Below are 23691 nucleotides of genomic sequence, written 5' to 3'. Positions count from 1 at the left end.
TTAAGGATGAGCATGCGATGGTGGGAACATCGAAGGCTCTGGAGGAGATAAGGAGGCAGAGGGGGTGGAGTGTGAGGGAGCTGAATGAGGAGCTGGACAGGAGGAAGAGGGTGCTGGAGTTTATGCTCAATCACAACATCAGGGATTTTAAAAGAGTTAGCAACATAATTCACACCTACCAAACAAAACCAGATAAGGTTCTGGAGGCCATTTCGGAGGGATAACATGTTTAAGGAGGCCAATTCGTTAACCTATATTGGATACAAGCTCTTTGGGGAAGAAATAAGGAAAAAAGAAGATAAATACTTCGAGCTTGAACGCTCGCTTAAGAAAGCAATGATTTCAATGCCCCCTGAGATGTATATCGCCACAGCAAGAATGTTTTCTCTCCTTTTTGGAATAATAGGGGCGATTATAGGGCTGATACTCGCCGTTATACTCGTGAAGTTTGTTGGTATACCTCCTCTCTTTCCGGTAAAACTTCCTGAGCCATTCGCTACTTACTGGCTGTTCTACCGTCCTTTCGTTTATGCCGGTATTCTGGCAATCGGGATCACTCTTCTTCTTTACTACATGGGAAATCTGATATTCACGGTATATCCCGCAACAGTTATAAGCGACAGAAAAAGCAAGATCGATCGTGTCCTGCCGCATGCAATAACATTCATGTATTCTCTGAGCAAGGGTGGGATGAGTCTGGTGCAGATTCTGAGAGCTCTTGCAGATAACCACGAGGTTTACGGAGAGGTTTCCAGAGAGGCTTCAAGGATACTCTGGGAGGTTGAGGGGCTGGGTAAAGACCTGAGAACTGCTCTTGCCGAGGCCGTGGACAACTCTCCGTCCGACAACTTCAAGGAATTCATACACGGACTCATAACCATAATTGACAGTGGCGGAGATATCACGAGATACTTTGAAGAGAGAGCAGAATTCTACTTCGAGAGGGCAAGACAGGATCAGAAGAGTTTTCTTGAATTTCTTGGCCTGATGGCGGAAACGTATATCACGGCCTTTGTAGCAGGTCCACTTTTCCTGATAATCATCCAGACGGTCATGTCAGTTATGGGCCAGACAAACGACGTGGCGATATTCGCCATAATTTACTTTGTTATCCCGATAGGGTCATTTATGTTTGCAATGTTGATAAAACTCCTGACTCCGGGTGAGGAGGGGTCGGCACCCAAGTTAAGGGAGAGGTTCGTCTACATCAGGAGATCCGGAGAGCTTGATGAAGAAGAGGTTAAAAAGATAAAGAAAAAGGTGAACAGATACAAGCTAAAGAAGAGGCTCAAAAACCCATTTGCAGTGATAAGAGACAACCCGTATTACACATTCGCCTTTTCAATCCCAGCAGCGGTTATCATGGTTACATACGGAATCCTAGTGAACCCCTACATTCCGGGAATGGACGTAAAGAACTGGTTCTTTACGATTGATGACTATATTTTCATCTCCCTGATGATAATTCTGGCGCCTTTTGCCTTCTTCTACGAATGGGGCAGGAGGGGAATTAAAACCTACATGCGTCTGACGCCGATTTTTCTCAGCAAGCTCGCATCCGCCAACGAGAGTGGTATGCCGATATACAGGGCGATCAGCATGATTGCAAAAACCGACACGAGTCCCTTAAAAAAGGAGATCGCAAAAATAAAGGCTGACCTCGACTGGGGAATAAGTCTGAGCGATGCACTGGTCAGGTTTGCGAACAGGCTCAAGATCTTTGAGATCTCACGAACCATGACCCTGCTAAATGAGGCCCTGAAGTCAACCGGCAACGTTACGGAAGTTTTGATGATATCGGCAAAGGATGCAACAGGAGCAGAGCTTTTGAGGAGAGAACGACTGACAAACATGTTCATGTACGTTGTTATAGTCTACATAGCCTTCTTTGTCTTCATCGGCATCGTTTACGTAATTTCATCCACATTTCTATCAACTCTTGCTGAAAGTGCTGCCAAAGTTCAGGCAACCGGCCAGAGTTTTACCATGCTACAAAGCGTAGATGTAAATCTCTACAGAAATGTGTTCCTCCACGCTGCTGTATTCCAGGGAATATTCGCAGGAATGGTTGCAGGTGTTATGGGTGAGGGGAGCCTGAGTTCCGGAGCAAAGCACTCCTTTATAATGCTCGTTATAGCCTACGTCGGTTTCAGCATACTTTTCGGATTCAAACTCATGTAATTTTTAAAAATTTCAGCCTTCTGTCTTACTCCTGTACTCGCTGTATCTTTTCATGGCATTTTCGGCTTTTTCCTTTTCTCCAAGATGTTCGTATGCCTCTGCCACGTGTTTCCACCATGCTGGATCGTTTTTAGCCTCGTTTTCACAGTATTCTGCAAATTTAGTCATTGCATCTCTTGCCCTTTCCACATCACCCATCTTTTCGTAGATCTTGGCGACATCCTCCCAGAATACCCCGTCCTCCTCGGCCTCCTTCCTGTAGTATTCCAGAGCCCTCATCCACGCTCTTCTGGCGTTTTCCTCATCTCCGTTTTCTTCATAAATCCTGGCAACATCCTCCCAGAACCAGGGTTCATCTTCGGCATATCTTTCAAGACATTTCGCAGCTTTCAGATTCTCCCCTGCCTTTCTGTACATCTCATAAGCTTCCTTCCAGTAGTAACTGTCCCCTTTTTCGACTGCAAGTCTCTCGTAAATCTCTCCAGCTTTCTCATACTTTTCAGCTTTTTCATAGCACCATGCCGCCGACTCGGCCAGTCCTGCTTTCAGGTAGCATTCTGCTGCTCTGGTGTAATCGGCCTTTTTTTCGTATTTTCTTGCCGCTGCTCTGAACCTGCCGGCCTTTTCAAGAGAGTGTGCACCCCTTAACCTCTCGTAAAGGCTCAGATCCGGCTCCGATATCCACCACAGACCGGCAAGAAAAACCAGGATGTATCCGATGGCGATGACTGCGACGTGATATGGATGCTGCCATGCATAGCACTGGTAGGCTGCGTAAGCGGAAAAAACCAGAGAAATTAGAGCTGGAATCAGATATTTTGATCTGGCGTAGATTAAAACTGCGGAAAAAATTGCGGAAAGGGCTGCCAGTCCAAAGAATCCTGTAAAGAGTATCAACCGTACCAAGGCCAGTAAACCGAAATAATACCAAATCGACCCCGCAATTACAATAATTAAGGCGACAACCGCAATTATACCAGCAGTCACTCTGTCCATGAGTCAAGTAGAAATACAGAGAATAAAATATTTTTCTACCTCAGTTTTTTAACTACCTCTGCAAGCTTTTCGAGAGAATCTGCAAGCTCCTTAACCTCCCCGACATCTTTCGACTCTACAATCATATCGCATATTTTTGACATTGCCATCTCTATTTTCTTGGTTATGTCAGAGTGGACGGAAACGGGTGTTTCTTCTTTAATATTCTCCTCTGCCTCTTCTTTTTCCTCGATAACTGCTTCTTTCCCGCACGAAGCACAGAATATTTTTCCGTTCAACTCGAAAAGTGGTAGCTTGCAGTCAGGACAGTTATAGGCAAGCATCTTTGCTCCTTTATAAAGCAATTCTGCTGCATCCGAAATGCCCTTTTCCGAAATTTTTTTATCACTCACGATATCACTTCGTGTCCGAGCTATTAAAACTTTCCAGTTCTGCGAGGTGGTGAGCATGGCGAAGAAGGAGCTTGGAGAGGTTCTGGAAACGCTTGATAGAATCATCCATGATGAAACCGTGCCGAGAAATGTTAGGAAAGTGGCAAGCGAGATTAGAGAGAAACTGACCGCTACGGATGAAGTTTCCCTTGAAGCGGCAACAGCAATCTCGATTCTGGAAGACATATCGGCAGATCCGAACCTGCCGATGCACGTTAGAACAATGATATGGAACCTCACGAGTCAGCTTGAGAGGATTTCAGTTGAGTGAGATTAAAAAAGAGATTGCCCGTAAATCAATTCATTTTACCGGTCTTATCTATATACCTGCATACATTTACCTTGGCAGAGAGGTCGTATTGCTCGGAATTTTTGCTGCACTAACTTTTTCTGCCGTATTTGAAGTTTTAAGGCTTAAATACGGACTTCTTGGAGCAATCGCCAGGGAATACGAAAGAAACAAAATTGGAGCATACATATATTTTGGTATTGCGGCATTTTTCGTTACTCTGTTCTTTCCGGTGGATGCCTGTTTTGCTTCCATCCTTGTTTCAATTCTGGGAGATGGGGTTGGTGGGATAATTAAGAGGCTCAATTTCCCCCACTCCAGACTCTCAGCAACGATCGTAATGTTTCTATTGCCATTTCTCGTCTCTTTACTCTTACTGAAGCCTTTCCCCTCCCTGGTAGCATGTTCTGCCGGAGCCATGGTTGAGAGGATAGAGAGGGTCAGAGGGCACTATCTTCAGGACAATATCACGGTTCCAATAACAGCCGCAGTTGCCTACTATTCAGTAAACTATTTCTTGCCCTGAAAATTACTGGCCTTATGGATGAAGATTGGGCGCTGAAAATTTCAAGAGATATTGCAGGGAGAGTGAGGGATGCCCTGAGATCTCTCCCGCTGAACGAAAGAAGGAAAACCGTTGGAATGGGTAAAGATGGCACACCAACAAAGGCTGCTGACAGAGTCGCTGAGGAAATAGCCATTGAGATTCTCAAAGAAGAGGACGTAACGGTGGTAACAGAAGAGTCAGGAGTGATCGGAAGCGGAAGCATCTTCGTCGCCCTTGACCCTCTTGATGGCACCTTCAATGCCACTAGGGGGGTACCGATCTATTCGATCAGCCTGTGCTTTTCCAGATCAGACAGACTTAAAGATGCGTTCTTCGGATACGTTTTCAACCTGGCAACGGGAGATGAATATTACGCAGATTTTAGCGGAGCTTACAGGAACGGAGAAAAGATCGCTGTAAGCGACGAGAATTCCCTTTACTGCAATGCAATAATCTACTATCCGGATAAAAGGTATCCCTTCAGAAGAATGAGAATTTTCGGGAGTGCTGCCACAGAACTCTGCTTTTTCGCCGAAGGATCTTTTGACTGCTTTATAGATATCAGGCAGAACGGAATGCTGAGAATATATGATGCCGCAGCAGGAATCTTCATAGCGGAGAGAGCTGGGGCAAAGGTTACTGACGATACCGGAAAAGACCTCGGAGATAAAAAATTTGATATGCAGGAACGACTTAAGATCGTGGCAGCAAACGAGAAGCTTCACCCCAAGCTTCTGGAGCTGATAAGATGAGGGCTGCAATTGTTTACAAGACTGATGGGATTCTCAGCAGGGTGGAGAAGGCTATTGAAGAAATGGATATCTCCTTTAAATCATTCAGCTCACCTTCAAAGGAGCTGGAAAGTTACGACTTCATCGTCAGCATTGGTGGAGACGGAACAATTCTAAGAATTCTTCAGAAAATTAAGAACTGTCCTCCAATTTTCGGAATAAACACGGGTAAAATTGGACTGCTGACACATTCAACACCCGACAACTTTGAAGAGAAGCTGCACGAGGCTGTAAAAAATTTTGAAATAGAGGAGTTTCCGAGACTTGTCTGCCATGATACTCTCGCACTAAACGAATTTGCGATATTAAGCAGACAACCGGGTAAGATGATGGATGTCAAAATCCGTCTTGATGGAGTTGAGGTTGACAGGCTGAGGTGTGATGGTATGATTGTTGCAACTCAGATCGGCTCCACCGGCTATGCTTTCTCAGCAGGGGGGCCGGTTGTGGATCCCTACCTCGATTCCATCATTATCGTGCCGATTGCACCCTTCAGGTTCGGCTGGAAGCCCTTTGTTGTGAGTATGAACAGAAAGATTGAGATCAGCATCGAGGAGGCCATACTGATTGCAGATGGACAGAGCAGTGTGGAGGTGAGAGGCAATGTTCAAATCCGCAAATCTGATCATCCGGCAGTCTTTTTCAAAAAAGAATTGAGAATTTCAGAGCTGTTCAGGAAGGTCAGGAATATTGAGTAATACACAAAGCTGACCTTTGTTCAGAGAATTGCTAAATTGTGTTACTTGAGGTTTCACAGCAAAATATATAAGCCATTCTGCCGTGAGTTATGTGTGCAAGTATCTTCAGCGCTGAAACGAATCCAAGAATTCAGAAGACTGAGAGCGGGTAGGTTGTCGAGCGTATCGAGCACAAATAAACGAGAGATGGAGTGTGTAGTTGATATAAGAGAAGAATTTTATGATGGAGATTGTGTTAAAAGGCTGGTAGTCTATCTCCCCTCCTTAGGGTGCGAATGGGCATTTTGGGGCGCTGGATGTAACATGTGCGGGCATTACCTTTCTCAAGGTTTTAGTGTTGTTTTAACACCCGAGGAAATATTTACTGCGTTTATCAAAACTTACAAAAAATACAGGTTGGACAGATATTCCGTTATAAATCTCTATAACAATGGGTCCTTCTTCAACGACCGAGAACTACCGGAGCACATACGATTAAAAATACTTGAAAAGCTTAGTTGTTGTAAAAAATTAAAAGTGGTTGTTGTGGAGTCCAGACCCGAGTATATCTCAGAGTATAAAATACGATCAGCGGTAGAAATTTTAGGAGGCAAAAAATTAGAAGTTGCAAGCTTACGTACTACTTAAACCACCGTTCATAAGTGAAAAAGAATCGATCAACGATGCCATCTCTTCCATTAGGTATACATTCAGTGTGGGCGTTGACACAGCATCTCTGGAGCCGGCCACGATTCAGGAGGATACTCTGCTACACTACCTGTGGTCCTTAGGAGAATACAGGCCACCGTGGTTGTGGAGTATATTTGAAAATCGACCGTACTGTGAGTGTTACGATGTCTGGAGGAGATTACATTGACTGAAAAGAGAGTGCTTGGGTTCTGGGATGCAATAGCAATTGGCGTGGGATCAACAATCGGGCCGGGGATATTCACCGTTATCGCACCGCTTGTAAAAACATCGGGTAAATTCGCTTCGATTTCCTTTCTGATTACCGGGTTAATCCTTCTGTTCACGGTGGTTGCCCATGCAAGACTCGCCCAATCTTTTCCAGAAACCGGGGGATTTTACGTTTTCGTTGAGAGGGCTTTTGGTAGTGGAGTAGCTTTCATTGTGGGGTGGAGCTTCTGTCTCTCAGCAGCTTCTGCGGCAGCTTTCGTATCACTCGGCTTTGCAGACTACCTGAGCGTTTTAGTCCCGCTATCACGCATGCCGACATCTCTCGCTCTCATTTTCCTGTTCACAGTCCTTAATGTTGTGGGTATCGAGTCCGTTGCAAAGGCTCAGAAACTGCTAACATCCTTCGTGGTCTTAACCTTTCTCTCCGTGATTCTTGCAGGCATTTTTAAAAGTACATTTTCGATCCCACTACCGACAGTTGATGAATTCTCTCCCATTCTTGCAGGTTCCTTTTTGATATACACATTATTTGCTGGCTTCGAGGTTGTGGGCAGTGTTGCCGGGGAAGTGAAGAACCCTGAGAAAATGTTGCCGGCGGCGATGGTGTTTACCGTTCTGATTGCAACAGCCATCTACTTCCTGCTCACAACCATCGCAATTGCGAGTGCAGATATCGCTACAACTTCTGCACCCATCGAGAGGGTTGCGAGAATGCTGTTTCCACCTCTGGCACCCTTAGTGATTCTTGCAGTCGTTCTCGGATCGATGTCTGTTGTAAACGGGCAGATACTGCTCATTTCGAGAGTTGCATCAGCCATGCTTGATTGCGAGGTTAAAATTACTGCCGTTATCGCCGGTGTGATCGTATCCTTCCTGATACTCATAATTCCATCTGTTTCGTCTCTCGCTCAGGTTTCCAGTCTGTTTTTCATACTCATGATCGTTGCAGCCAATATGTCTTACATTAAGCTTTTCAGAGATCCTGCTCTGCTCCCGTTTCTGCTGCTACCGATCATGTTTGCCGCATGGGCAGATCCAAGCACTCTTCTTCTCTCCATCGCATGGCTGGTGAGTGGAGCCGTCATCTACATTCTCCGCCGAGTGAAGGTATTAATAGTTCATTAGATGATATATTAATGTCCCCGATCGGGGAAGGGGCTGAGGTGGCAGCGCCGACGATGAAGCTTCTCTGCGAGCTCGGGGATAAACCATGTCGATAGGTCCCCTTGGGAGTGAGGCGAAGGCCTTACGATGAGCATGGGGCAACCCGGACATGGGACATGGCCCCCAGAGGTCAGCCACTCTGAGATGGCAGAGCCTGCGATGAAGAGTGGTGTTACTCTGGGGGCAAATGACGAAAAAGAGAAAAGTTTTATTGCAGCATATCCACTTGATAGCATGAAACCGAGTAATTTAAACCCGTCTGCATTTTACCAGCCCGGATCTGAAGGGCCAGATGAACGCCACGAAGGTGATACGTCATGCGAAAATTAATACTTGCTCTATTCGTGCTCTTTGTGACTGTAATTCACTGCACATACGCCGCCAGTGTTTCTGTTAGCTATACAATCACACCAGAAGTCCTCCTGCCGGGAGACTACGCTGACATTACTCTTACGCTCACAAATCCCACAACAAAGGACGTAACGGTCAATTCAGTGGTTCTGAAGTCAAATGATTTAAAAGTTGAACCGAAATCAATCTACAGTGTTGGAACAATTCCTCCTGGAGGCAGTTATTCCCTATCCTTCTCCGTAAAGGCCAATGAAAAAGGACGGTACAACCTTGAGGTTGACGTTTCACTGGAAAACGGTAGCTTAACGCAGAACATACAGATTGTGGTTGACGATAGTTTTCCTTCCCTCGTCATCACATCCCCTCTCTACGAAGGAGAGGTCAATGATCTAAAATTCTACGTTTCTTCACCCGTTGAGCTGAAGGACGTTAAGGTTGAGGCGCTCTTTAATGCCGTTCCGAAAATTGCCTATATAGGCACGGTATATGGTGGGGCAGAGGGCACATTCAAGTTCATTCCAACCAGTGATACCCTCAGGTTCAGGATATCATTCTACAATGGGAGGAACTTTCATGAGGTTGTGAAGGTAGTTAAAATAAACCTGCTGAAGGCGAAGGACGTTGAGCTAAACGTAACTCCACCATACAGATCACTTTTCATTGGAGATTCAATAACGATTCCCGTTGAAATCACCAATCTCAGAAATGACGAAATTTCTGGCCTTACAGTCAGGGCGAAAAGTGAGCTTGGAACCTTCACCTATCCTGCAGAGATTGCAATGCTGCAGCCTGGAGAGAGTAAAACGGTGGATTTCAAATTCAGCCCATCAAAAAGCGGCAACGGGAATATAACCTTCATACTGACTTACAGTGACCAGTTTGGAAATGTTTACACCACAAAAAGAAGTTTTTCCGTTAATGTAGTTGATTCCTACGCTGTAAAGCTGACAAACATCAAGGTTAACAGAGAGGGTCTGCAGACGAGTGTTTCGGGTGATGTCAGCAATAATGGTAGGAGCACGGTTTACAACGCCTATGCTGTGGCAAAATGTGGTGAATACCGGACAGACTATTTCATTGGTAATATAGATCCTTCCGACTTTCAGAGCTTTGATCTACCGGTGAAATGTAACAGGAGTGTGCTGATTACGGTTAGCTGGTCAAATGCGATAGGGGAAAGCTTTGAAATCCATAAAACCGTAGATCTGGCAGAGGAGCTTCCAGGTGAGGTCGAAACAAGTAATCTACCACTTATAATATCGGCCATCGCCGCTGTTGCCGTGGTAACTGTGGTTGGGTACATAGTATACAGACAGCTAAAGAAATGATGGTTGTTGAGCTTCTTGACGTGTACAAAATATACAAAACGGAATACTACGAGGTTAGAGCGCTTGATGGAATTTCTATGGAAGTTGAAAGCGGTGAATTCGTCATCGTGATGGGCCCTTCGGGAAGCGGAAAATCAACACTCCTTCACCTCATTGGGTGTCTTGACAGACCCACTTCGGGAAAAGTGCTGATAAATGGAGTCGAAACGGCAAATCTCGATGATAATAGACTTACAGAGCTGAGGAGAGATACAATCGGGTTTGTTTTTCAGAGCTACAACCTCATTCCCACTCTAACGGCTCTTGAAAATGTGGAACTCCCTATGATATTCAGAGGTGTTGGCAGAGGTGAGAGGGAGAGAAAGGCCAAAGAACTTCTAACCATTGTTGGACTTGAAGATGGTATGAACAGGAGACCCAACGAGCTGAGCGGAGGGCAGCAGCAGAGGGTGGCGATTGCGAGAGCATTAGCAAACGATCCAAAAATACTTCTCTGCGATGAGCCAACCGGAAACCTCGACACAAAGTCCGGTGAGCAGGTTTTGAAAATAATCAAGGAGCAGAACGAGGATAGAGGCGTTACGGTAATACTTGTAACTCATGACCCGAGTCTTGCTAAATTCGGAAACCTCATTATCAGGTTGAAGGACGGGAAAATAGATAGTGTGGAGAGATAACATGTACTTCGAGCTGGCTAAAAGAAACCTTGAAAGGGCAAAGGTCAGGAGTTTGCTTGCTGTAGTTGGAATATTCATCGGTGTGATGGCTGTTTCTGCAATTGGAATTTTTGGAGAGAGTTTGAAGGCCACTGTCCTCTCCAATTTCGAGGATGTGGCCAATGAGCTGATAGTATCTCCCAATGCTCAGGAGGGCTACAGGTACATTGCCGAGAAGGATATCAACGCAATAAAAAAACTCCCGTATGTCGATACTGCCATCGCCATCAAATCTGACTATTTACTTGTTGAGGCCAAAAAAAGAAGGGCATACATGGTCGTTTACGGGATGGACGAGAAAGATGTTGGTGAAATGTTCAAGGCTGAGAAGGGAGTCATAAGGCTGAAGGGCAGTTGTGTTATTGGAAAAAGGATTGCAGATGCTGCCAAAATCAGAGTTAACTCCAAGATCGCTATCAACGGGAGAGAATTCAGAGTTTCTGCCATACTTGAGGACAGCGGAGCAAGATTCGACATAAATCCGAACTCGGCCATTTTCCTCTCCCCCAAAGACTTCGAAAAGGTTTCCAACGCAGGGTACACCATGGTGATCGTAAGGGCTGAGAGTATTGAAAAGGTGGAGAAGCTGAAGAAGGAAATAGAAAAAAGGTTGAACAGCAGAGATGAAAAAGTGGTTGTTTTCGATCTCAAAATAATTCTGGACAGGATAGAGGAAGCATTTTCTCAGATTAACACATTCCTCATGGCAATTGCTTCAATCTCACTTCTTGTTGCCGGGGTCAGCATACTGAACATAATGCTGATGTCAACCATCGAGAGGACGAAGGAGATAGGAGTTATGAGGGCAATCGGCGCTTACAGAACTACAATTCTCAGAATATTTCTCCTTGAAGCTTTAATTCTCGGGATTATTGGGAGCGTGACCGGTGGTATGCTGAGTATAATTGCGGGATATCTGATAGACTACGCCATACTCAAGGATGTGACCTACGTTTTCCAGCCCTCAACACTCCTATACATCATCCTGGGATTCTCGGTAGGAGTCGCAACGTCGATTATCAGCGGCCTCTATCCTGCGTGGAAGGCAAGCAGACTTGAGCCAATTGAGGCACTGAGGTTCGAGTAGTTCAGGACAAAATTACAGGACGTATTTAATTATTAAATTTTTTGTTCATATTCTGGCATTTCCGCTAATTTTTTATAAGTTGTCACCGACATTTATTCGGTGTCTTAAAATGACAAAGATTATAGACATTGATGAAAAGGACAGGATGATTCTTGAACTGCTCGAAAAAGATCCTGAGATGTCCCAGAGCGAAATTGCAAAGGTGGTGGGACTTTCACAGCCATCGGTAGGTAGCAGGATTAAGAAACTGAAAGAGCTTGGAGTTATAAGTCACGCATACGGACTGAACATCAAAAAGTCGGGACTCTACGTGCTGAAGGTGGACGTAAAGTGCAAAAAACCAAGTGAGATACTTTCAAAGCTTTCCAAGTGTCCTTTTTTCCTTAACGGCTTTATTGTTGCCGGAGACAAAAATCTTACCCTTTTCCTCAGTGGCGAGGACCTCACAACTCTCGAGGCGATAGTTGACAAGCACATAAGGGCAGAACCGGAAGTGTACAACGTCGAAGCGGGGATAATTGTAAGGTCAGAGAAAGATGCGGTAATGCCCGTTAAAATGTACATTGAGAAGTCCAGGAACGTACCCTGCGGAGAAGAGGTCAACTGCACAACTTGCGAATACTGGAGAATAGACCTCTGCCTGGGTTGCCCTGTTACAGGGCACTACAAGGGCAAAATCTGGAAATGAAATGTTGAGCAAAATTAAACCTCTCACCACCGAGCTGGCAAAGCCAGTTGCAACGCTGCTTGGGCGCGCAGGTGTCAAACCCAACCATCTCACTGCACTGGGACTTATTTTTGGATTTGCTGCAGCATACTACATTGTACAGGGCAGGATCTTTTTTGCTGCCATCCTGGTGATGATCAGCAGCATCTGCGATCTCCTTGATGGCGCTCTGGCAAGAACTGCCGGCATGAAAACGGACTTTGGAGCGTATCTGGATTCTGTAACTGACAGATACGTTGACGTTCTGCTTTTCATTTCTCTCGGAATTTACGGTGTGGACTGGGTCGTCATAGCAGCGGCCCTGAGCGGTGCTTTGCTTGTAAGCTACACCAGGGCCAGAGCCGAGAACGTGATTCCGAAATGTGATGTCGGGATAGCGGAAAGAAGTGAAAGGCTGTTGATACTCCTGATCGGAATGCTGACGGGATACATCTATGAGGCTGTGCTGGTAATTGCGGTTTTAAGTCACATCACTGCTGTGCACAGGGTCGGCTACACCTACTTCAAGATGAGAGAAGAAAAATCCTAAATTCTTATTCTGAGCTTCATCAGATCCTCCTTCATTTCATATTCGAATCCCATCTTCTCCAGAACAACCTCCAGCATTTCCCTTACAAATTTTTTTGTCTTCTCATGGTTTAGTAACAGAACGTATTCCCTCTCCTTAATTTGCAATCTGAAAAAATTGCATGCTTCAAGTCGCTTAAGAATGTATTCCATATCTTTTCCTTTAAATTCCTCAGCATGTGCTTCTGCAATCTCCTTGTGCAATCTCCAGAACTCCTTTTCATTCGGATGAGTTTCCAGAAACTCAAGAAATGAGACCCAGTGATCAATATCCAGTATCACGTGCTCTCCTTCAGCAAGCATTTCAACATATGTTGCTACCCTCTCCCTATCCAATCTTTCCAGAAACATGTATTCACTGTAGAATTTTATTACACGCCTGATAATCTCACTCTGCGACACGCCCAGTTTCCTCTTCAGCTCTTCAAAGATGCTGAAGCTTTCATCATCAAATGCAATTGTTACCCTTACTGGATTTCGCATAATCACTCAAGCATCGAGTAGTTTAAAAATTTTATGAGTAACTCACAACATTTGTGAAAAAATCTTAGAAAATTCAACAAAATATTAAAAAATTTTTAAAATACTTCGGTATTTCTGAGAGTGTGAGAACATGAAGCGTGCGGGGAGTATTGCGGGTTTGGTGCTGTTACTGGTGGTGTTACTCACCACCACAGTCGGAGCAGATCCAAGTGGTGCAGAGACTCTTAAGGAGAATCCAGAACTGCCAGTAGACTTCGTGTGGGTTCTGATTTGCGGTTTTCTAGTGATGTTCATGCAGGCCGGTTTTGCGATGCTTGAGGCCGGTTTTTCAAGGGCAAAGAACGTTGCCAATGTAATGATGAAGAACCTGATGGATTTCGCAGTTGGTAGCCTGGCCTTCTTTGCGGTTGGTTTTGCACTGATGATGGGTACTGACTGGCATGGAATTGTCGGTACAACGGGATGGTTTCTGGCTGGAGATGCCTATGACGTTTCGACGATAGAACTGTGGTTCTTTATGCTCGTATTCGCAGCAACAGCAGCAACGATTGTAAGTGGCTCAATCGCCGAAAGACCAAAGTTCTCAGTTTATATAATCTACAGCATAATAGTTTCAGCGATAATCTACCCCATCTATGGCCACTGGATCTGGGGTGGTGGATGGTTAAGCAGCAGCGAGTTCATGACAAGTCTCGGAGGGGGTTACGGAGCTTTAGATTTTGCTGGAAGTGGAGTGGTTCATGCTCTCGGTGGCTACATTGCTCTGGCTGCAGTAATGCTCTTAGGGCCGAGAATAGGCAAGTATGATGAAAATGGGAATCCAAGACCGATTCCCGGCCATAACATAGCGTTTGCAGTGATAGGAACATTCATACTCTGGTTCGGATGGTTTGGATTTAATCCGGGTTCAACTCTTTCGGCTCACGAACTGAGAATTTCGATAATCGCTGCCAATACGAATCTGGCGGCGGCAGCAGGAGCAACGACGGCAATGATAATCACCTGGTTGAGAAACGGAAAGCCCGATGTGGGTATGACCTGCAACGGAGCTGTAGCAGGACTGGTTGCAATAACAGCACCCTGCGCATGGGTACAGCCATGGGCTTCCGTGATAATAGGCACGATTGCGGGATTCATAGCAACCTACGGATACTGGTGGCTTGAGAGGAGAGGGATAGACGATGTTGTTGGTGCCATACCGGTTCACGGATTCTCCGGAACATGGGGACTGATTGCTCTGGGCCTATTTGCCGATGGGAGTTACGGTATCTACACAACCGAGGCTCCACACGTAACCGGACTGCTATACGGTAACCCGGGATTCTTTACTGTGCAGATTATTTCAGCAGCGGTGAACTTCGCCTGGGCCTTTGGATGTGGACTGGTGCTGTTCTGGATACTCAAGAAGGTAACCGGAATAAGGGTCAGCCCCGAAGAGGAAATGCTCGGACTTGACATCGCAGAGCACGCAGCAGTAGCATATCCTAACTTCGTCTGTGCGGAAACTGGATTGCCAGTTGCCATGAAGAGGGGTGGCGATAGATGAAGAAGGTTGAGGCCATAGTGCGACCCGAAAAATTTCAGGACGTGAAGGCGGCACTGGAGAAAAAGGGGTTCTATGGGATGACCGTGACGGAAGTAAGAGGAAGAGGCAAACAGAGAGGTATGCGGATACAGTTCAGAGGAAGAACAATGGAGGTCGACTTGCTTCCGAAGGTTAAGCTGGAGCTTGTGGTGAGAAATGAGGACGTGGAGAAAGTGATTGAGCTGATAGTAAGCTCTGCTTTCACAGGAAATACTGGCGACGGAAAGATTTTCATAATTCCGGTGGAGGAGGCCGTCCGTATCAGGACGGGGGAGAGAGGAGACGGCTCCCTTTAATTTTTTGATGCCTATGTACAGAAGAATCCATAAAAATATCTATCAGATAAAACCGGGAAGGCTTTCCAGCCACTGCTACCTGATAACTGCGGATCTTAACGTTCTTATAGATTCAGGAACGGCAAGGGATTTCCCGAAACTCGAGAGAGAGTTGAGCGAGATTGGTATGAAGGTGAAGGATATTGATATTGTTATCAACACACATGAGCACTTTGACCACATCGGTGGAAACCTCTTCCTCCAAGAGAACTCCGTAATCATGGCTCACAGGCATGCAGCGGTTAAAATAATCTATGGAGACGATGAGGTTATGATGTGTAGAACCCACGGCCAGAAGCCAGTAGGCTACAGGGTTCACGTATGGCTGAACAACGGGGATGCGATAGATCTGGGCAGCTCGTTTCTCAGAGTTCTGCATACCCCCGGACACACCTCAGGCTCCATCTGTCTCTACGAGCCGAGAAACAGAATTCTGTTCTCAGGAGATACCCTGTTTTCAAGTGGAACTCTGTCCACAATTTACAGATCCGGAAGTCTTGGAGAATATTTCAACTCCCTGAGGAGAATAAAAACAATGAAGATTGATCTGCTATTACCCGGTCATGGCAGGATTTCTGGAAATGCTGAGATGGACATCGAGAAAACCATTGAAAACACGATAGGAGCTTTTCCCGACGCCAAGTATCTGGCCGAAATGTTTGGTTTGTCATAGAACTGAAAATTTTTTAGAAAATTTTGTTCAATACTGAGAAATTATGAAAAGTTATGAGTTTTTGTTAAATATCTTTTTAATATGAGCCAGATTTTCTGAGTACATGGAGAGTGGAGATACTGCATGGTTGCTGACCTCAACAGCCCTGGTAATCCTGATGACGCCAGCTCTGGGTTTTTTCTATGGCGGTATGGTCAGATCCAAAAATGTACTGTCAACAGTGGCAATGTGCTTCGTCGCTTTGGCGATCGTGAGCGTTCAGTGGATACTGCTGGGCTACACGCTAGCCTTTGGTGAAGACATCAATGGAATTGTTGGCAGTCTGAATTTCCTGGGACTGAAAAATGTGAATATGATTGACTACAGTTTCGTTGCCTTTCAGATGGCATTTGCAGCGATTACTCTGGCCATAATAATATCGGCAATGGCAGAAAGGGTCAAGCTATCTGCTTTTCTACTATTTGGAATTCTGTGGACTACTCTTGTCTACGATCCGCTCGCTCACTGGGTGTGGGGTAATGGCTGGCTCGCAAAAATGGGTGCACTGGATTTTGCCGGTGGGACGGTGGTGCACATAAGCTCGGGTTTCAGTGCCCTTGCACTGGCACTGCTTGTAGGCAGAAGAACGGGTTATGGAGAATACAGCATTGAACCGCACAACATACCAATGACTTTGATTGGGACGGCTTTGCTCTGGTTGGGATGGTTTGGATTCAACGCAGGAAGTGCCCTGAAGGCAAACGAAATAGCATGCAATGCATTCATAGTAACAAATACAGCAGCAGCAATGGGTGCTCTGAGCTGGATGTTCGCCTCATGGATCAGAGGAAAGCCGGGTAGCCTGGGTTTGGCGAGTGGTGCAGTTGCAGGACTCGTGGCGATCACACCTGCTGCGGGATACGTTGACCCACTTTCAGCCCTCGTAATCGGAGGTGTCGCCGGCGTCCTCTGCTACTCAGCAATGCTTTTCAGAGTTAAAAGGGGAATTGACGAGAGTCTCGATGCGTGGGCCGTGCATGGAGTCGGTGGATTCTGGGGTGCAATTGCCACCGGCATATTTGCCAGTATCGCAGCGAAAGGTCTGATAACGGGAAACGGGATGCAGGTGGTGATTCAACTGGCTGGTGCGTTATCAGCCCTCATCTACGCATTCGTGATGACGCTGATAATTGCAAAGGTGGTGGATCTGACTGTCGGGCTGAGAGTTGAGGAAGATGAGGAATACGTTGGGCTTGACATATCCCAGCACGGGGAGGTGGCCTACACATGAAGAAGGTTGAGGTGATTACAAGACCCGAGAAACTCGATGATATCAAAAAAGCTCTGGAGAGTGCAGGTTTCACAGCCATGACTGTGACTGAAGTTAGGGGGAGGGGAGAGCAAAAGGGCATAGTACTTCAATTCAGGGGACGAACAATGGAAGTTGATCTGCTGCAAAAAACGAAAATAGAAATAGTGGTTGAAGACGGAGAGGTTGACAGGGTAATAGAATCAGTGATATCCAGTGCCAGAACAGGAAGGTTCGGAGATGGAAGGATATTTGTAATTCCGGTCGAAAGGTCAGTGAGGATCAGGACGGGAGAGGTGGAATTCTAAAATTTTTTCCGAAAAATAGGAATTTATGCACCAAATTTTTTCACAATGTTCAGCAGATCCAGAGCAATGTTCAGCAGGTCACCGCCTCTTATCCTGCACAGACCACCCTTGTAAGCCTCGAACTCTGAAAAATGTCTTACCTCATCCACCCTTACATCCTCGTGCAGAATTACAACTGGAACGGGGTCGGCCGTGTGCTCCCCAACCTTAACCGGTGTTGAGTGGTCTGCTGTGATAATCAGGCAGTTCTCATCCCTGTCAAGCTCCAGCAGATCGGAAATGTGCCTATCAAGCTTCTCAATGAAATCCCTTTTGCCCTCAAAATCCCCATCATGACCCAGCTCGTCGGTTGCCTTGAAATGCAGCAGAACGACGTCATACCTCTTGACCGCTTCCTTAGCAGCCCTGATCTTTGCTCCGATGTCCGTATATCTGTTTCCGGTTGCCCCTTCGGGTGTTATAACCTCTCCTCCGACAATTCTACCAACCCCTTTTATGAGGGCGGTTGCAGCTATAACCGCCAGCCTTAACCCGAATTTCTCGCTAAAGCTTGGTACATGCGGTGTAACTCCGGACCCACGTATAAGCAGAGCGTTTGCTTTGGGCAACCCCATCTCCGCTCTTTTCTCATTAAGCGGATGCCTGTCCAAAACCTCATGGGCCTTCTGCATGAACTCGTTGACAATTTCCGCAGTTCTCTCTGCAGCAGTATCAAGAGCTTTGCATCTTTTCACCCTCTTCCCCACTGTTTTCGGGTCCGTATCCGTTATTCTGTCTGAAAGTCCTTCACCCCTCAAAACAAGTGCTGCCCTGTGTCCCGTTCCCCTTTCGATAAGGAATTCCACCGGAAGACTGACGTTCTCCCTAATCGCCATAATGAGTTCCTCTGTGTTCTGTATCCTACCCGCCCTTCTGTCAGTGACCACTTTATCAAAAATACTCCCCTCTCCTTCAACAGTCGCAAAGTTGACCCTAAATGCAACGTCTCCCGGTTTAACATCAATTCCAACTCCAGCAGCCTCTATCGGCCCCCTCCCGGTGTAGTATCTGTGCGGATCGTATCCAAGAAGTGCAAGATGGCTTGTGTCGCTACCGGGTCTTATTCCCGGTGCGATCGTGTCCATTATCCCGTTTATCCCCATTTCAGCGATACTATCAAGATTTGGCTTTTTCGCCACGCTCAGCGGTGTTTTTCCTTCAACAGGCCTGTCTGAAAGGCCATCTATAATGACCAGCAGTACCGGCATCCTAACACCTCCCGATGTACATATTCCTCACCCTCACGTACTCGGAATAAATCTCTGAATATACCCTCACCCCATTTTCATCCGGCAGAACCTCTGAAAAATCAGGAATGAACGAATTTAATGCATCGAAAATTCCACTAAAATTTTCCGTGCCTGCGGCAGCAAGAATTGCCGCTCCTCTAGCGGTTGCCTCAACATCAGAAGATACCAGACACCTCTTGCCCGTAACATCAGCAAAAATCTGATTCCACAGTCTGCTATTTGCCGCACCCCCATCCAGTCTCAGCTCTTCCACGACTATTCCCCCTCTCTCCATGACCTCAATGTTCGTCCTGACCTCAAATGCTACCGCCTCCATCACAGCCCTTGCTATATCTCCCCTTGTATGGGCAAGGGTCAGACCACCTATTAGCCCTTTTGCCTCAGAATTCCAGTGCGGGCATCCTGCTCCCGAGAAGAAGGGAAGGACGAACAGCCCTCTCGCTCCGGCTCCTGATCTTTCCGCCTCAACGTTCAGGACATCGTAACCCTCTCCATGATAGAAAGATCTCTTAATCCACGACAGCAAACTCCCTGTGGTGAAGATGCTGACTTCCCCCACATTCACATCAGGAATGACGTGGGCTGAATATATTATCTCTCCAAATTCGCTGATCCGCTCTACCGGAGCGACCATGAACGTACCGGTGCCAGTTGTGGACTTAACCTTTCCCTCCTCAACCACACCCTGGGCGAGAGCAGAGCATTGCTGATCGCCTCCACCGACAATCACCGAAGGTCTGCCCCTGATACCGAGCTTTTCAGCCACATTCCCCCTCGTCTCACCCACGTACTCTCCGGAAGCCCTTAAATCCGGCATCAGATCGAGATCTATGCTGAATACGGATGCTATTTCATCGCTCCATTTTCTTGTGGTCAAGTCAAGGAGCATGGTCCTCGATGCGTTGGAGTGGTCGGTAACAACTTCTCCTGTTAACCTGTAAACAAGATAGTCATGGACCAGCATGAGTTTCCACGCCTTTTTGAGGATTTCTGGCTTATTTCTTGCCCACCACAGAATTTTTGGTAATGTAAAATAGGGGTCGGGTTTCAAACCCGTAATCTCCGCCAATCTCTCCTCACCCATCTCCCTCGTTATCATCCCTACTTCCTCTCTGCATCTCCTGTCCTGCCAGACTATTGCTCTTGAAATCGCCTCACCATCTTTTCCCACGGGTACAACAGTCTCCCTCTGATTGGCTATCGATATTGCCTCAACCTGATCCCCGGCTCTGGCTATCTTCACCGCCTGTCTGCATGCATCCAGAACGCTGTTCCACCAGTGTTCCGCATCCTGTTCAACCCAACCGGGTTTGGGATAGTAAGTTTCAAACTCGGAATAGCTTTTGGCAACAATATTGCCCTCTGTATCATAAACCCCAACAGTAACTCCGGTTGTTCCAGCGTCTATACCGAGTACATACATGCAATCACCCCAGAACCTCTTCAATCCAGCTCAGAATGTCTTTCAGCACCCTTTCCCTCTCAACCTCGTTGTGGGGCTCATGATAAAAACCCCTGTATGAGATAAATTTGCAACCTGCTCTTTCAGCAAACCTCCTGCTCGCTCCATACGAAACGATTCTGTCCTCATCACCGTGAAGAAGAAGAACTGGGATGTCAACTGAAGCTGCATTTTCAACAGCCCATTTTCCGGCCTCTATCAACTGATACACAAGCCTCGGAGATATCTTGTTGTGTACGAGCGGGTCATTTACGTATTCTTCCACCACCCTTAAATCTCTGCTGAGATATTCAGGATTGATGCCATTGGAAATCAAAATTGACGGTGCCACAGCATTCAGGAATTTGAGAAGAAACTTAAGACCTGTGGACAGATCCTTGTGCAATGCCAGAAACGGTGCAGATATCACAGCTCCTGCGATTTTTGGTCTTCTTCTCAGAATGAAGTTAATGGCCAGATTTCCCCCCATACTGTGTCCATAAACAAATCTGGGACATTCATAATCGAGGCTGGAAAGAAACAATGCAATGTCTTCCATAATCCTCTCATATTCCGCATGACCTCTCTTTCCATCAGACTTCCCGTGTCCTCTGAGATCGAAAGCGGCAAATGAGTAACCATGCCTGTTAAAAAACTCGGCAACATGCTGATACCTACCGGAGTGTTCACCCAAACCGTGGATGAGACAGATTACTGCTTTTGGAGACCTTACGTCCCATCTTCTCCCATAAAGCCGAAGGCCGTCGTCAGTTTGCAGCGTGAACTCAACCGGCATTGGTTTTGATTTGCAGGTTCAGATTAAAATTTTTCGTGACTCCGGGCAGCAAGTCGTTATGAATAGAAAATGATAAATATGTTGTTTCAAATGTCACACCATGAAGTTTAAGCCGGTAGCAATTTTTGTGTTCCTCCTCGTGTTCTTCGCCATTGCCCACAGCTACATATCTCTCCTGGCACCGTTTAGCGGTAGTATATGGAAAACAACATCAGTAAAGCACGTTAACAGTCCCTATGGAAGGGCAACCGTTTATTACGATGAATACGGCGTTCCACACATAACAGCGGATGACGAGAAAGCTCTTGCATTTGCCGTCGGCTACGTTCAGGCAAAGGACAGGATGTTCCAGATGGACCTCTACCGTAGAATGATGAAGGGCGAGCTGAGCGAGGTTTTTGGGGAAAAATTCTTTGATTCCGATGAGTTTCACGTTAAAATGGACTTTATCAGCTCAGCAGAAGCTTCATGGAAGCTTATAAAGAAGAAGGATCCGAAAGTCGCTGAACTGCTCGAAGCTTACAGCGATGGTGTAAATTACTGCATCAGAACCTGTGAGCCAGCTCCAGAGTTCAAGCTTGCAAATTACAGACCCTACAACTGGACCCCGGTGGATACCCTGTTGATAAGCAAATCTATAGCCTGGGGCTTGACCGGAAACTTCTGGGATCTGAAAAGAGCCCTGATAGTTCAAAAACTCGGAGAAAAAGCACTGGAACTTTACCCTCCATCACTGAAACATGACTACCCGATAATCCGAACAAACCTGAGCAAGAAGTTTGTTGATTACGTTTCAAAGTTTGAGGGGACAGGCGGTTCGAACAACTGGGTAGTCAGTGGTAACAAGACCACAACGGGCAAACCCATGCTGGCAAACGATCCGCATCTTCTCCTTTTCGCACCACCGATCTGGTACGAAATGCACACGCAGCTAAGAGGATGGAACGTCAGGGGAGTGACTTTTCCGGGAATCCCGGTAATTGTAATTGGATGGAACGACAACGTCGCCTGGGGGTTCACAAATGTAGGGGCAGATGTCATTGATTTCTACCAGTACGTCTGGAACGGAAGCAAGTACCTGTACAAGGGGAAATGGGTTGAGCCCGAGAGAGTTGTGAAGACGGTAAGGGTAAAAACAGACCATGGATTTGAGGAAAGGAAAGTCATCGTCGAGAAAACAGTTCACGGACCTGTTTTGGAGAAGTACGGAATTAAGGTTGCTGTAAGCTGGACGGGGCTGGCTGCAACACCGGAAGCGGTGGCCATATATCACTACAACTATGCGAGGAACATGTCGGATTTCATTAAGGGCCTGAAGGAATTCTACGTTCCCGCACAGAACGTTGTTTACGCCGATATTTACGGCAACACGATGTACTATCCGGCAGGAAAATACCCCATAAGAACCATAAACGGTAAAGAAGTGCCCGGAAATATCATATTCAACGGCTCCAATGGTGATGGAGAGTGGAAAGGATTCAAACCCTACGGAATTTCAAGCTGGGAGGGATTCATCCCATTCGAGGAGATTCCACATCTTATAAATCCAGATTACGTGGCTACAGCCAATCAGAGAGTTGTTTTCGGATACAGACACTACCTCGGAGACTCCATGTACTTCGCCGATCCCTACAGAGCAATGAGGATTTACGAGATGTTAGACTCGGCAGACAAAGTTGATGCGAACTACTTCATGAAAATGCAAAGAGATACCTACTCCAAGGTTGCAGAGAACTTTGTACCGTTCATACTGGAAGCCAAGGACAAAATGGTTGGTCTGAAGGACTACGTTGAAAAACTTGAAAATTGGGACTACAGAATGGAGAAAGATTCGGAAGGGGCCCTGATATTCTCACTGTGGCTGAAGTACTTCGTTAACGAGACATTCGGAGATGAATTCTACTCCGCTGGTCTTGATGATAGCTTTTATCCCCGACTCTATGTGCTTCAGAATCTCCCGCCCGATAGCCCGTGGTACGACGACAAGAGAACAGAAGCCGTTGAAAATAGAGACGACATCGCAGCCAGGGCACTGAAAATGGCTGTTAAGGAGATAAAAGAGAAAGGTTACAAGACTTACGGCGATCTAAATGTTCTAAACATAAAGCATGCGTTCAGCGGTGTGGTTAACTTCTTTGACTACAGACGGATGCCGATGAGTGGTTCTGACTACACGGTTTTCAACTTCCGCCGTACCGGGTGGGAGGGGACGCAGGCCGGAAGTAGCTGGAGAATGATCGTCACTTTTGACAAAAATTACTGCGTTATCCCCGGCGGCAACTCCGGATTTTTCCTCTCGAAACACTACAGCGATCAACTTGATTTGTGGGCCAGTGGTGAGTACAAGGTGTGTGATTTCTCTCTGAGAGGTGATGTAATTGAATTTGGCTAGAATTGTCGCATTTGCTGCAGGTATAGTACTGTCGATTCTCCACTGGGCCGGAATAGTGCTTGGCGCAGCACTGATTGGCTGGTCTACCGAGAATCTGAGAAAAGGGATGCTCATGGGCTTCGTCTTTGGTGTTACGGTGTGGGCACTGTTCATCGCCTACGCATTCTTCATTTTTGACTTTTCACGGTTTATCGGCCTGCCCTTAACCTATATAAGCCTGCTGATATCAGTGGCACTCGCAACACTGAGCGCCGGGTTTAGTTCAGAGGTTTCAAGAGCTATTTAAATTCAACTTTTTTTGTATTACATGTGTATAACAAAAGCAACAATT

General features: G+C 46.3%; 26 protein-coding genes and 1 pseudogene. 21 read left to right on the top strand and 6 right to left on the bottom strand.

What is annotated here, in order from left to right; genetic code table 11:
- Nucleotides 1–224 (top strand): annotated as a pseudogene (locus JFQ59_RS02260) (secretion system protein E); the annotation flags it as partial.
- Between the two features lies 1 nt (nt 225).
- Nucleotides 226–2181, top strand: coding sequence for a type II secretion system F family protein (locus JFQ59_RS02255; RefSeq protein ID WP_202318783.1), 1956 nt, complete (start codon nt 226–228; stop codon nt 2179–2181).
- Nucleotides 2182–2193: 12 nt separating this feature from the next.
- On the opposite strand, the gene JFQ59_RS02250 is transcribed toward JFQ59_RS02255, so the two are convergent.
- The gene (locus JFQ59_RS02250) at nt 2194–3177 is read right to left on the bottom strand and encodes a tetratricopeptide repeat protein (protein WP_202318782.1); all 984 of its coding nucleotides are present in this window, start codon (nt 3175–3177) and stop codon (nt 2194–2196) included.
- Nucleotides 3178–3212: 35 nt separating this feature from the next.
- Nucleotides 3213–3569, bottom strand: a complete 357-nt coding sequence (locus tag JFQ59_RS02245; protein WP_202318781.1) for an Sjogren's syndrome/scleroderma autoantigen 1 family protein — start codon at nt 3567–3569, stop codon at nt 3213–3215.
- A gap of 55 nt (nt 3570–3624) precedes the next feature.
- Here JFQ59_RS02245 and JFQ59_RS02240 point away from each other — a divergent pair, with 55 nt between their 5' ends.
- The 12 genes from JFQ59_RS02240 (at nt 3625) to JFQ59_RS02190 (ending at nt 12732) form a co-directional block, all read left to right on the top strand.
- On the top strand, nt 3625–3879 hold the full coding sequence (locus JFQ59_RS02240; protein ID WP_202318780.1) for a UPF0147 family protein: 255 nt from the start codon (nt 3625–3627) through the stop codon (nt 3877–3879).
- Nucleotides 3872–4423, top strand: coding sequence for a diacylglycerol/polyprenol kinase family protein (locus JFQ59_RS02235; RefSeq protein ID WP_202318779.1), 552 nt, complete (start codon nt 3872–3874; stop codon nt 4421–4423). Before JFQ59_RS02240 ends, JFQ59_RS02235 begins: the two co-directional genes overlap by 8 nt.
- A gap of 14 nt (nt 4424–4437) precedes the next feature.
- Nucleotides 4438–5196, top strand: coding sequence for an inositol monophosphatase family protein (locus tag JFQ59_RS02230; RefSeq protein WP_202318778.1), 759 nt, complete (start codon nt 4438–4440; stop codon nt 5194–5196).
- Nucleotides 5193–5933, top strand: coding sequence for an NAD(+)/NADH kinase (locus tag JFQ59_RS02225; RefSeq protein ID WP_202318777.1), 741 nt, complete (start codon nt 5193–5195; stop codon nt 5931–5933). Before JFQ59_RS02230 ends, JFQ59_RS02225 begins: the two co-directional genes overlap by 4 nt.
- Before the next feature lie 186 nt (nt 5934–6119).
- Entirely contained in the window at nt 6120–6560 is a 441-nt protein-coding gene (locus JFQ59_RS02220; RefSeq protein ID WP_202318776.1) for a hypothetical protein, read from the top strand.
- A gap of 225 nt (nt 6561–6785) precedes the next feature.
- Nucleotides 6786–7955: an APC family permease gene (locus JFQ59_RS02215; protein ID WP_202318775.1), complete on the top strand. Its 1170-nt coding sequence runs from the start codon at nt 6786–6788 to the stop codon at nt 7953–7955.
- 198 nt (nt 7956–8153) lie between these two features.
- On the top strand, nt 8154–8324 hold the full coding sequence (locus tag JFQ59_RS12395; protein ID WP_230972210.1) for a hypothetical protein: 171 nt from the start codon (nt 8154–8156) through the stop codon (nt 8322–8324).
- On the top strand, nt 8312–9673 hold the full coding sequence (locus JFQ59_RS02210; RefSeq protein WP_202318774.1) for a COG1361 S-layer family protein: 1362 nt from the start codon (nt 8312–8314) through the stop codon (nt 9671–9673). Before JFQ59_RS12395 ends, JFQ59_RS02210 begins: the two co-directional genes overlap by 13 nt.
- Nucleotides 9670–10350 (top strand): ABC transporter ATP-binding protein, encoded by a 681-nt coding sequence (locus JFQ59_RS02205; RefSeq protein ID WP_202318773.1) that lies wholly within the window; start codon nt 9670–9672, stop codon nt 10348–10350. Before JFQ59_RS02210 ends, JFQ59_RS02205 begins: the two co-directional genes overlap by 4 nt.
- Before the next feature lies 1 nt (nt 10351).
- Complete coding sequence (locus JFQ59_RS02200) at nt 10352–11476, top strand: ABC transporter permease (protein ID WP_202318772.1); 1125 nt, start codon at nt 10352–10354, stop codon at nt 11474–11476.
- 109 nt (nt 11477–11585) lie between these two features.
- Nucleotides 11586–12164: an Lrp/AsnC family transcriptional regulator gene (locus tag JFQ59_RS02195; protein ID WP_202318771.1), complete on the top strand. Its 579-nt coding sequence runs from the start codon at nt 11586–11588 to the stop codon at nt 12162–12164.
- Between the two features lies 1 nt (nt 12165).
- Entirely contained in the window at nt 12166–12732 is a 567-nt protein-coding gene (locus JFQ59_RS02190) for a CDP-alcohol phosphatidyltransferase family protein (RefSeq protein ID WP_202318770.1), read from the top strand.
- On the opposite strand, the gene JFQ59_RS02185 is transcribed toward JFQ59_RS02190, so the two are convergent.
- Nucleotides 12729–13253, bottom strand: coding sequence for a ribbon-helix-helix protein, CopG family (locus tag JFQ59_RS02185; protein WP_202318769.1), 525 nt, complete (start codon nt 13251–13253; stop codon nt 12729–12731). The two genes, JFQ59_RS02190 and JFQ59_RS02185, sit on opposite strands and share 4 nt — an antisense overlap.
- A gap of 130 nt (nt 13254–13383) precedes the next feature.
- Between JFQ59_RS02185 and JFQ59_RS02180 the strand changes: the two genes are divergently transcribed.
- The 5 genes from JFQ59_RS02180 to JFQ59_RS02160 all read left to right on the top strand — a co-directional run bounded on the left by JFQ59_RS02180 (nt 13384) and on the right by JFQ59_RS02160 (nt 17442).
- Nucleotides 13384–14799, top strand: a complete 1416-nt coding sequence (locus tag JFQ59_RS02180; RefSeq protein WP_202318768.1) for an ammonium transporter — start codon at nt 13384–13386, stop codon at nt 14797–14799.
- Nucleotides 14796–15134, top strand: coding sequence for a P-II family nitrogen regulator (locus JFQ59_RS02175; RefSeq protein WP_202318767.1), 339 nt, complete (start codon nt 14796–14798; stop codon nt 15132–15134). The genes JFQ59_RS02180 and JFQ59_RS02175 overlap by 4 nt, the downstream gene beginning before the upstream one ends.
- A 13-nt stretch (nt 15135–15147) precedes the next feature.
- Nucleotides 15148–15846: an MBL fold metallo-hydrolase gene (locus tag JFQ59_RS02170; RefSeq protein ID WP_230972209.1), complete on the top strand. Its 699-nt coding sequence runs from the start codon at nt 15148–15150 to the stop codon at nt 15844–15846.
- A gap of 103 nt (nt 15847–15949) precedes the next feature.
- A complete protein-coding gene (locus tag JFQ59_RS02165; RefSeq protein ID WP_202318765.1) occupies nt 15950–17116 on the top strand; it encodes an ammonium transporter in 1167 nt (388 codons plus the stop codon).
- Nucleotides 17113–17442, top strand: coding sequence for a P-II family nitrogen regulator (locus JFQ59_RS02160; RefSeq protein WP_202318764.1), 330 nt, complete (start codon nt 17113–17115; stop codon nt 17440–17442). Before JFQ59_RS02165 ends, JFQ59_RS02160 begins: the two co-directional genes overlap by 4 nt.
- A gap of 23 nt (nt 17443–17465) precedes the next feature.
- On the opposite strand, the gene JFQ59_RS02155 is transcribed toward JFQ59_RS02160, so the two are convergent.
- The 3 genes from JFQ59_RS02155 to JFQ59_RS02145 are packed head-to-tail and all read right to left on the bottom strand — an operon-like array spanning nt 17466 to nt 20968.
- Complete coding sequence (locus JFQ59_RS02155) at nt 17466–18689, bottom strand: 2,3-bisphosphoglycerate-independent phosphoglycerate mutase (protein WP_202318763.1); 1224 nt, start codon at nt 18687–18689, stop codon at nt 17466–17468.
- A 1-nt stretch (nt 18690) separates the two neighbouring features.
- Nucleotides 18691–20154: a xylulokinase gene (locus JFQ59_RS02150; RefSeq protein ID WP_202318762.1), complete on the bottom strand. Its 1464-nt coding sequence runs from the start codon at nt 20152–20154 to the stop codon at nt 18691–18693.
- A 4-nt stretch (nt 20155–20158) separates the two neighbouring features.
- A complete protein-coding gene (locus tag JFQ59_RS02145) occupies nt 20159–20968 on the bottom strand; it encodes an alpha/beta hydrolase (RefSeq protein ID WP_202318761.1) in 810 nt (269 codons plus the stop codon).
- A gap of 100 nt (nt 20969–21068) precedes the next feature.
- Between JFQ59_RS02145 and JFQ59_RS02140 the strand changes: the two genes are divergently transcribed.
- Together JFQ59_RS02140 and JFQ59_RS02135 are read left to right on the top strand one after the other, a co-directional pair.
- Entirely contained in the window at nt 21069–23360 is a 2292-nt protein-coding gene (locus tag JFQ59_RS02140) for a penicillin acylase family protein (RefSeq protein ID WP_202318760.1), read from the top strand.
- Nucleotides 23347–23646, top strand: coding sequence for a hypothetical protein (locus JFQ59_RS02135; RefSeq protein ID WP_202318759.1), 300 nt, complete (start codon nt 23347–23349; stop codon nt 23644–23646). The genes JFQ59_RS02140 and JFQ59_RS02135 overlap by 14 nt, the downstream gene beginning before the upstream one ends.
- Nucleotides 23647–23691 lie beyond the last annotated feature (45 nt).

It is taken from the genome of Archaeoglobus neptunius (assembly GCF_016757965.1).
Taxonomy (GTDB): Archaea; Halobacteriota; Archaeoglobi; order Archaeoglobales; family Archaeoglobaceae; genus Archaeoglobus; species Archaeoglobus neptunius.
Note: the sequence above shows the minus strand (reverse complement) of the source record. Positions and strands in the feature narration are given on the sequence as shown.

Coding starts and splice junctions, on each gene's coding strand:
- JFQ59_RS02255 (WP_202318783.1), top strand. CDS start 226: ATGTTTAAGGAGGCCAATTCGTTAACCTATATTGGATACAAGCTCTTT.
- JFQ59_RS02250 (WP_202318782.1), bottom strand. CDS start 3,177: ATGGACAGAGTGACTGCTGGTATAATTGCGGTTGTCGCCTTAATTATT.
- JFQ59_RS02240 (WP_202318780.1), top strand. CDS start 3,625: ATGGCGAAGAAGGAGCTTGGAGAGGTTCTGGAAACGCTTGATAGAATC.
- JFQ59_RS02230 (WP_202318778.1), top strand. CDS start 4,438: ATGGATGAAGATTGGGCGCTGAAAATTTCAAGAGATATTGCAGGGAGA.
- JFQ59_RS02225 (WP_202318777.1), top strand. CDS start 5,193: ATGAGGGCTGCAATTGTTTACAAGACTGATGGGATTCTCAGCAGGGTG.
- JFQ59_RS02220 (WP_202318776.1), top strand. CDS start 6,120: ATGGAGTGTGTAGTTGATATAAGAGAAGAATTTTATGATGGAGATTGT.
- JFQ59_RS12395 (WP_230972210.1), top strand. CDS start 8,154: ATGAAGAGTGGTGTTACTCTGGGGGCAAATGACGAAAAAGAGAAAAGT.
- JFQ59_RS02210 (WP_202318774.1), top strand. CDS start 8,312: ATGCGAAAATTAATACTTGCTCTATTCGTGCTCTTTGTGACTGTAATT.
- JFQ59_RS02205 (WP_202318773.1), top strand. CDS start 9,670: ATGATGGTTGTTGAGCTTCTTGACGTGTACAAAATATACAAAACGGAA.
- JFQ59_RS02200 (WP_202318772.1), top strand. CDS start 10,352: ATGTACTTCGAGCTGGCTAAAAGAAACCTTGAAAGGGCAAAGGTCAGG.
- JFQ59_RS02195 (WP_202318771.1), top strand. CDS start 11,586: ATGACAAAGATTATAGACATTGATGAAAAGGACAGGATGATTCTTGAA.
- JFQ59_RS02190 (WP_202318770.1), top strand. CDS start 12,166: ATGTTGAGCAAAATTAAACCTCTCACCACCGAGCTGGCAAAGCCAGTT.
- JFQ59_RS02185 (WP_202318769.1), bottom strand. CDS start 13,253: ATGCGAAATCCAGTAAGGGTAACAATTGCATTTGATGATGAAAGCTTC.
- JFQ59_RS02180 (WP_202318768.1), top strand. CDS start 13,384: ATGAAGCGTGCGGGGAGTATTGCGGGTTTGGTGCTGTTACTGGTGGTG.
- JFQ59_RS02175 (WP_202318767.1), top strand. CDS start 14,796: ATGAAGAAGGTTGAGGCCATAGTGCGACCCGAAAAATTTCAGGACGTG.
- JFQ59_RS02170 (WP_230972209.1), top strand. CDS start 15,148: ATGTACAGAAGAATCCATAAAAATATCTATCAGATAAAACCGGGAAGG.
- JFQ59_RS02165 (WP_202318765.1), top strand. CDS start 15,950: ATGGAGAGTGGAGATACTGCATGGTTGCTGACCTCAACAGCCCTGGTA.
- JFQ59_RS02160 (WP_202318764.1), top strand. CDS start 17,113: ATGAAGAAGGTTGAGGTGATTACAAGACCCGAGAAACTCGATGATATC.
- JFQ59_RS02155 (WP_202318763.1), bottom strand. CDS start 18,689: ATGCCGGTACTGCTGGTCATTATAGATGGCCTTTCAGACAGGCCTGTT.
- JFQ59_RS02150 (WP_202318762.1), bottom strand. CDS start 20,154: ATGTATGTACTCGGTATAGACGCTGGAACAACCGGAGTTACTGTTGGG.
- JFQ59_RS02145 (WP_202318761.1), bottom strand. CDS start 20,968: ATGCCGGTTGAGTTCACGCTGCAAACTGACGACGGCCTTCGGCTTTAT.
- JFQ59_RS02140 (WP_202318760.1), top strand. CDS start 21,069: ATGAAGTTTAAGCCGGTAGCAATTTTTGTGTTCCTCCTCGTGTTCTTC.